Raw genomic sequence first — 7954 nt, 5'->3', positions numbered from 1 at the left:
CGCGAGCGGGCGGCGTGATGCAGGGACGACCGCCACACCGGCTGCATGTCGCCCGACAACCCGTCGGCGAACGCCAGCCGCGCCCGCAGCGCCGGGTCCAGGCCGGTCTCGGCCTCCACGTCGTACGGCACGTGCAGCAGCGAGCAGGACGTGCCGACCACCACGTGGGCGGCGTGCTCGCGGACCGTCCGCAGCGCGTGCGCCGCCCGCTCAGGCGAGGTGCGCCACACGTCGCGCCCGGACACCACGCCCGCCACCACGGTCTTGCCGGCCAGCGCCGCGACGCCGGCCAGGCCGTCGCGCACCAGCTGCCCACGCACCAGGTCCAGGCCGAGCGCTTCCACCGGGGTGGCCGCCAGCACCGGCAGCGCCTCGCCCAGGTCGCCGAAGGGGGCGGCGACGAGCAGTCCGGGCCGCCCCGCGACGGCTCCCAGCCGCTCGTACGCCTCCCGTACCGCGGCCAGTTCGGCGACCCCGAGGTCGGTCACCAGCGCGGGCTCGTCGAGCTGGACCCACGCCACCCCCTCGGCGGCCAGCCGCGTCAGCAGCTCCTCGTAGCAGGCCAGCACGTCGCCGAGCCGGTCCAGCGCCGCCGCGCCCCGCTCCGACAGCAGCAGGAACGTCACCGGGCCCACCACCACGGGCCGGGTCTCCAGGCCCAGCGCCCGCGCCTCCCGCACCTCGCCGAGCGGCTTGGCGGCGTCCAGCGCGAAGACGGTGTCCGGGCCCACCTCAGGCACGATGTAGTGGTAGTTGGTGTCGAACCACTTCGTCATCCGCAGCGGCGCCAGCCCGTCCGTGCCGCGGGCCATGGCGAAGTAGGGGTCCTCCGCGTCCAGGTACCTCGTCGGCACCGCCCCCAGCAGCACCGCCGTGTCGAGCACGTGGTCGTAGAGGGAGAACGTGTTGGACGGCAGCGCCTCCAGCCCCAGCTCGGCGAGGCGGCGCCAGGTCCGCTCGCGCAGCTCGGCGCCGGCGCGGTCCAGCTCCTCACGGGTCGAGCGGCCGTCCCAGTACGCCTCCAGCGCGCGCTTCAGCTCGCGGCGCGGGCCGATGCGGGGATAACCCAGCACGGTGGATCGGGGAAAGGCGGGCGGCACGGACATGTCTGCTCCCTGCGTCGTCGTGGCGTGATCAATGCCGGGAATCGTGCCCGCTGCCCCCCGGTGGGTGCACCATGGATTCGTGACGCTTATGCTCCGCGAGATCCAGTGCTTCGCCCGGGTGGCGGACCGGCTCAGCTTCTCGGGGGCCGCCGCCGACCTCGGCATGTCGCAGCCGGCCATGAGCCAGGCGATCACCCGGCTGGAGCGCGCGGCGGGCGTCCGCCTCTTCGAGCGCAGCGCCCGGGCCGTGCGGCTCACGGCGGAGGGCAGGGCGCTGCTGCCGTACGCGGAGCAGGTGCTGGAGTCGGCGTCGGCGTTCTCGGCGGAGGCGGCGCGACTGGCCAGGCCGTCCATTCACCTCGCTTATCCACCGCTCATCGGCTCGCTGGCCGCCCGCGTCGCCCGGAGGCTGGCCGCGCGCACCCCGCCCATCGGCGTGGAGCTGCGCGTCGCCGGTCGCGCCGAGGCGTCCGCGGCCCTGGCCGGGGGAGAGGTGTCGGCCGCGGTGCTCGCCATCCCGGCGCCCGCGCAGTTCGTCACCGGGGCCCGCTTCCACGTCTCCGTGGACCATCTGGCGGTCCCCGCCGGGCATCCCCTCGCCGCGCGTCCCCGGGTCATGCCCCAGGACCTGGCCGGCCGCACGGTGCTGGCGCCGGGCGGCCGGCCGTGGCCGGGGTTGCAGGGCCGGCCGCGGGCGGTGCCCGGCGACGACTTCGCCGCGGCGCTCGACCTGGTCGCGGCCGGCGCGGGGCTGCTGCCCGCGCCGCAGCTCCTGGTGCGGGCGGTGCGCCGCGACGACGTGACGTTCGTCCCGCTGGTGGCGGGCGACCTGCGGATCACCTACGGGCTGGCCTGGTCACGGGAGCGGGTCACGCCCGAGCTGATGGCCCTCGTGCAGGCCGTGCAGGACGCCCTGTGGACGCGCTGACGCCCCCCGGTCCGGAGGGCGTCAGGCGACCGGCAGGTTCTTCAGCGCCTCGCGGCGGCTGAGGCCGCTGATGCCCTTGGCGCGCACGTAGCGGACGACCTCGTCCGGGTTGGTCTTGGCGTACTCGCGCAGCGCCCACCCGATCGCCTTGCGGGCGAAGAAGTCGTTGTCGGACAGGCTCGGCTCGATGCAGGCGTAGAGCAGGGCGGTGTCGGTGCGGTGCTTGAACCGGTTCTGGCACAGGATGGCCGTGCGCCGCTTCCACAGGTCGTCGGCGTGCGCCCACTCCAGCACCAGGGGCCGCATCGCGCCGGGGAACGCGGCCAGCAGCCCGCCCATCCGGTGCGTGGCCAGCTCGTCGACCAGGTCCCACCAGGCGCCGCTGACGATCATCTCCTCGTACATCGGCACCGTGTAGAGCGTCTGGAACTCGCGGTAGTGCGCGTGGCCGGTCAGCTCGATCGCCGCGTAGCGCTCCTCGCGGTACTCGGCCTCGCGCCACAGCGCGAGCACGGCGTGCCGCCACTCCGGCGCGGTGGCCATGCGGTGACCGGCGAAGACGCGCTTGAGCGCGGCCCGCCGCGGCGCCGCCTGGACGCCGAGGAACGGCATCGCGGACTTCATGTACGCCTGCATGAGCGGGGCCTTGGCGGGCTCGGCCGCCTCCCGCAGGGCCGCGCGCACCGCGGCGCGGACGGTCTCGGGAGCGCTCATCCCTGCTGGCTGCTGCGCTCGCCGGTGGCCAGGCCGTCGAAGAGCACCATGATGTAGTGCTCGGCCAGCCCCGTCGTGTTGAGCCGCCCGCCGGGACGGAACCAGCGCACCGCCACCCAGATCGTGTCGCGGATCATCCGGTAGGTCAGCTTGGGATCCACGTCGGCGCGGAACTGCCCGGCCGCCTGGCCGGCCTTGATCTGCGCCACCCACATCTGCTCGACCTCGTCCTCGGCCTTGACGAGGTAGTTGAACCGCTCGAACTGGCGCAGGTAGTTCCAGTCGTTCTGCATGACGGTGATCGCGGCGCGGTGCGGCTCCAGCGTGCCGAAGCCGATGCGCACCATCTCCGACAGCACCGTGCGCGGGTCGGAGCCGGATTCGAGGGCGGCGCGGTAGCGGGCGATGAGGTCGTCGAGGAAGGTGGACAGCACCTCGTCGACGATCGTCTCCTTGGAGTCGAAGTGGTGGTAGAGACTTCCGGAGAGAATGCCCGCCTCTGTGGCGATCTCTCGTACGGTCGTGGCCTGGAAACCCTTGCGTGCGAAGATCTCCGCCGCGAGCTTGACCAGGTGGTCGCGGCGCTCGGAGGCCGACCCCGAGGACGTCGCGCGCTGGCGCTTGGCGGGAGCGGCCGTGGTGGAGCTGGAGCTCTTACGCGTTGTCACGCTCTCCATTATGGGCCCTGGGACAATCGCTTGTTCACGGAAGTGTCCCTGCTCATCCGGCGTTCCCGACGCGACCAAGCGCTTGCTACGATGCAGGGGTGAACGAGGCCTACATCGTCGGCGCGGTCAGGACCCCGGTCGGGCGCAGGAACGGCGGCCTGGCCCGCGCCCACCCCGCCGACCTCGGCGCCCACGTACTGAAGGAGCTGATGGCGCGCACCGGCGCCGACCCGGCCGCGGTGGAGGACGTGGTCTTCGGCTGCGTGGACACCATCGGGCCGCAGGCCGGCGACGTCGCCCGTACCTGCTGGCTGGCCGCCGGGCTGCCCGAGGAGGTGCCGGGCGTCACGGTCGACCGCCAGTGCGGCTCCTCGCAGCAGGCCCTGCACTTCGCCGCGCAGGCCGTCCTGTCCGGCACCGCCGACCTCGTGGTGGCGGGCGGCGTGCAGAACATGAGCATGGTCCCCATCTCCTCCGCGATGCTCGCGGGCGTGCCGCTCGGCCACGCCACGCCCTTCTCCGGCTCCAAGGGCTGGAGCGAGCGGTACGGCGCGCGGGAGGTGTCGCAGTTCGCCGGGGCCGAGCAGATCGCCGCCGCGTGGGACGTCTCGCGGGAGGAGATGGAGGCGTACGCCTACGCCTCGCACCGGCGGGCGATCGCCGCCGCCGACGAGGGCCGCTTCGCCCGGGAGATCGCCCCGTACGAGGGCGTCGCCGCCGACGAGGGGCCGCGCCGCGACACCAGCCCGGAGCGGATGGCCGCGCTGAAGACCCTCGTGGACGGCGGCCGGCTCACCGCGGCGCTCGCCTCGCAGATCTCCGACGGCGCCGCCGCTCTGCTCGTCGCCTCGGAGCGGGCCGTGCGGGAGCACGGGCTGACGCCGCGCGCCCGCGTCCACCACCTGTCGGTGCGCGCCGCCGATCCCGTCATGATGCTGTCCGCGCCGATCCCCGCCACCGCGTACGCGCTGCGCAGGGCCGGGATGGCGATCGGGGACATGGACGTCGTGGAGATCAACGAGGCGTTCGCCTCGGTCGTGCTGGCCTGGGTCAAGGAGACCGGCGCCGACCCGGCCCGCGTCAACCCCAACGGCGGCGCCATCGCGCTCGGCCATCCGCTCGGCGCGACCGGCGCCGTGCTGGCCGTCAAGCTGCTGCACGAGCTGGAGCGCACCGGCGGCAGGTACGGCCTGCAGACCATGTGCGAGGGAGGGGGCCAGGCCAACGTCACCATCCTGGAGCGGCTCTGACGGCTCTCCCACGGCCGAAAATGCCACTAGCAAATAGGAAACTTTCCTATTAGATTGCGGGTCATGCCCATCAGCGCTGACCTGCTACGCCTGGCCGACGCCGTCGTCATGCCGGGATTCGAGGGGACGGCCCCTCCCGACTGGCTCCGCCGCAGGCTCGCCCAGGGGCTGGGCGGCGTGGTGCTGTTCTCCCGCAACATCGCCGGCCCGGACCAGGTCGCCGCTCTGACCGCCGCCCTGCGCGCCGAGAACCCCTCGGCGCTCGTCGGCACCGACGAGGAGTCGGGCGAGGTGACCAGGCTGGAGGTGGGCACCGGCAGCAGCCGCCCCGGCGGCTACGCGCTCGGCGTCGTGGACGACGTGGCGCTGACCGAGGCCCTCGCCCGCGACCTGGGCGCCCAGCTCACCGCGGCCGGCGTCACCATCGACTTCGCCCCGTCCGCCGACGTCAACTCCAACCCCGACAACCCGGTCATCGGGCTGCGGTCGTTCGGCGCCGACCCCGCGCTCGTCGCCCGGCACGCCCGCGCGTTCGTCCGCGGGCTCCAGTCCACCGGGGTGGCCGCGTGCGCCAAGCACTTCCCCGGCCACGGCGACACCTCCGTCGACTCCCACCACGGCGTGCCGGTCGTGGCGGTCGGCGGGATCGAGGACGCGCTGCGCCCCTTCCGCGAGGTCATCGCCGAGGGGGTCAAGGCCGTCATGACCGGGCACCTGCTCGTCCCGTCGTTCGACGGCGGGCTGCCCGCCACGCTCAGCCCCAAGATCCTCACCGGGCTGCTCCGTGAGGAGCTGGGCTTCGACGGGATGATCGTCACCGACGGCATCGAGATGACCGCCGTCTCTCGTGCGTACGGCATCGGCGGGGCGGCGGCCCGCGCCGTCGCGGCCGGCGCCGACGCGATCTGCGTCGGCGGCGAGCACGCCGACGAGGCCACCGCCACCGGGGTGCGCGACGCCATCGCCACCGCCGTCACCGAAGGCGTGCTGCCCGAGGAGCGCCTGGCCGACGCCGCTCGCAGGGTCCGCGAGCTGGGCGCCTGGGCCGCCTCCTCGGGCAGCGCCACCACCCCGCCGTCCCCCTCGCTCGACGGGCACGCCGGGCTGGCCGCCGCCCGCCGGGCCGTCCGGGTCACCCGCAGGTCCGCGGAGCCCGTGCTGCCGCTCACCGCCGCGCCCCTGGTGGTCGAGCTCGCCCCCGAGATGAACCTGGCCATCGACAAGGCCACCCCCTGGGGCGTGGGGGAGCCGCTGGCCCGCCTGCTGCCCGGCACCGACGTGGCCCGGCTCGCCGCGGCGCAGGCCACCGGCCCGGCCCTGGAGGACCTGCTGCGCGGGGCCGCCGGGCGGCCGCTGGTCGTGGTCGTCCGCGACGCGCATCGCCACGCCTGGCAGGCCCAGGCGCTGCGCCACCTGCTCAGCGGCCGTCCCGACGCCGTGGTGGTCGAGATGGGCCTGCCCCAGCGCTCCGACCTCGGCGCCGTCCACATCGCCACGTACGGCTCGGCGATGGTCTGCGGCCGGGCCGCGGCCGAGGTGATCACCGGTAGGCTCTGACGCCATGGACGTCGAAGGCGAGGACCTGTCCCACTCCGCGCTGGCCGAGCGGCTCGCCCCCGGTGAGGTCCACGTCTTCCGCGGCTGCGACCTGACCGGCGCCGACCTGCGCGGCGCGGACCTCGGCGGCGCGCGCTTCGAGTCGTGCGTGCTGGAGACGGCCGACTTCCGCAAGGCCGACCTCGACGGGGCCGTCTTCAGCGGGGGCGGCGGGATGGGCGTGCGCTTCGACGACGCCGACCTCGTCGACGCCTCCTTCACCGACGTCGACCTCGCCTCCGCCCGGTTCGGCGGGGCGCTGCTGAGCGACGTCACGTTCACCGGGTGCCGCATGATCGGCGCGTCGCTGACCGCCTCGCGCGGCACCGGGTTCAAGGTCGGCAAGTCCAACCTCACCATGGCCAACCTGGGCGGCTGCTCCCTGCGCGGCGAGCTCATCGAGGGCGTGCGCTTCGACGACGCCGACCTGTCGGGCTGCGACTTCACCGGGGCGACGTTCAGCGACAGCCGGCTGCGCGGCGCCAAGCTGCTGAGAACCGTCTTCGCCAAGGCCGACCTGCGCGGCGCCGACCTGGGCGAGCCCGACGACGCCAAGCTCCGGGCGCTCGCGGGCGCGATCGTCAACCCGGCGCAGGCGGCCGCCATCCTGGCCGCCCGCGGCATCACCGTCCTCTGAACCCCCGGACGGTCATCGGGCGGCCCGCGCCAGGTCGACGACGACCTGCGTGCCGCGCCCCGTCTGGTACCAGACCATGCCGTCCTGCCAGTGGAGGGTCGGCGAGGGCTTGTCGCCCTTGCGCGTCGGGGTCGTGAACAGCAGGCCGGTGCGTCCCGTGGCGATGTCGTGCACGGCCGCGGCGGCCCTGCCCGCGGGGCCCCTCTGGTCGAGCACGACGAAGCGACCCGAGGAGAGCATTCCCCTGGCCCACCCCGGGAACGCGCGCCGGCCGGTGCCGTCGCGCCGCCACGCCTCGACACTGTTGAGGCACCACGTCAGTCCGCAGTCGTCCCACGACGTCCGCCCGGGCGGAGGAGTCGCGTCGCGGGTCTCGCCCGTGACCACGTTCTTCAGATGCTCCATGGGACGGACGACGGGGTGATCCATCCCCCACTCGTTCCGCGGCCAGCCCGCCCACGGCCACTCGACCAAGTGGAAACCCTTCGTCCCCAGGACCTGGGTCCACTCGCCGCCCTTCGACCTCAGCCGCACCCGGTAGACCCCGCCGTCCGCCGCCGACCACACGGCCATGCCGTCCACCACGGCCAGGTCCTGCGCGCCGAAGATCTCGTTATCGCTGGAGATCGGTGCCGTGACCGAGGCGAGACGGCGCGGGACACCTCCGCCGACCGGGACGGCCCAGATCTCCATGTTGCGGTCGTGGAGCGCCGACCAGGCCAGGTAGCCGTCGCCGAAGACCACCGGATTGTTGTCCATGTACATGCCTCTCGCGATCGGGACGATTCGGGTGAAGCGCCGGTCGTCCACGTGGTACGCATAGATGCCGTCGGGCACGTTCCTGGTGAGCCCCCGTCCCACCACGACCCGGTCGCTGACGAACACGTCCGGCTTGAACGCCCGCCCGCCCGGCGCCGTGGTCGGGATCTCATGCACCGCGCCCGGCCACACCTGCTCGACCGGCGGCGCGAAGCCGCCGGGGGAGGGCGTGGGCCGCGCGGCCGGGACGGGCGGGGCCACCGTGCGCGTGGCCACCCCGGTGGCCGCCACCACGG

7 protein-coding genes and 1 pseudogene are annotated in these 7954 nt (G+C 74.2%); 4 read left to right on the top strand and 4 right to left on the bottom strand.

Annotated elements, in window-relative coordinates; all coding sequences use genetic code 11:
- Positions 1-1106: pseudogene (locus tag ABZS51_RS41560) on the bottom strand (5-methyltetrahydropteroyltriglutamate--homocysteine S-methyltransferase); the annotation flags it as partial.
- A gap of 88 nt (positions 1107-1194) precedes the next feature.
- Here ABZS51_RS41560 and ABZS51_RS41555 point away from each other — a divergent pair.
- Entirely contained in the window at positions 1195-2034 is an 840-nt protein-coding gene (locus ABZS51_RS41555; RefSeq protein WP_355453533.1) for a LysR family transcriptional regulator, read from the top strand.
- Positions 2035-2055: 21 nt separating this feature from the next.
- Here the strand turns inward: ABZS51_RS41555 and ABZS51_RS41550 are convergent, their stop codons facing one another.
- Both ABZS51_RS41550 and ABZS51_RS41545 read right to left on the bottom strand, forming a co-directional pair.
- The gene (locus ABZS51_RS41550; protein WP_310716513.1) at positions 2056-2748 is read right to left on the bottom strand and encodes a DNA alkylation repair protein; all 693 of its coding nucleotides are present in this window, start codon (positions 2746-2748) and stop codon (positions 2056-2058) included.
- Positions 2745-3416, bottom strand: a complete 672-nt coding sequence (locus tag ABZS51_RS41545) for a TetR/AcrR family transcriptional regulator (protein ID WP_310716515.1) — start codon at positions 3414-3416, stop codon at positions 2745-2747. The genes ABZS51_RS41550 and ABZS51_RS41545 overlap by 4 nt, the downstream gene beginning before the upstream one ends.
- Before the next feature lie 98 nt (positions 3417-3514).
- Between ABZS51_RS41545 and ABZS51_RS41540 the strand changes: the two genes are divergently transcribed.
- From ABZS51_RS41540 to ABZS51_RS41530, 3 genes are all read left to right on the top strand, one after another.
- Positions 3515-4666, top strand: a complete 1152-nt coding sequence (locus tag ABZS51_RS41540) for an acetyl-CoA C-acetyltransferase (RefSeq protein ID WP_310716517.1) — start codon at positions 3515-3517, stop codon at positions 4664-4666.
- 63 nt (positions 4667-4729) lie between these two features.
- Positions 4730-6223: a glycoside hydrolase family 3 N-terminal domain-containing protein gene (locus tag ABZS51_RS41535; protein WP_355453529.1), complete on the top strand. Its 1494-nt coding sequence runs from the start codon at positions 4730-4732 to the stop codon at positions 6221-6223.
- 4 nt (positions 6224-6227) lie between these two features.
- Positions 6228-6899, top strand: coding sequence for a pentapeptide repeat-containing protein (locus ABZS51_RS41530; protein ID WP_355453526.1), 672 nt, complete (start codon positions 6228-6230; stop codon positions 6897-6899).
- Positions 6900-6911: 12 nt separating this feature from the next.
- Here the strand turns inward: ABZS51_RS41530 and ABZS51_RS41525 are convergent.
- Positions 6912-7954, bottom strand: a 1043-nt coding sequence (locus ABZS51_RS41525) for a hypothetical protein (RefSeq protein WP_355453523.1), incomplete at its 5' end; no start/stop codon positions are given.

The organism is Nonomuraea sp. NPDC005501 (assembly GCF_040605905.1).
GTDB lineage: Bacteria > Actinomycetota > Actinomycetes > Streptosporangiales > Streptosporangiaceae > Nonomuraea.
The sequence above is the reverse complement of the archived record's forward strand: the minus strand, read 5'-3'. Positions and strand labels throughout refer to the sequence as shown.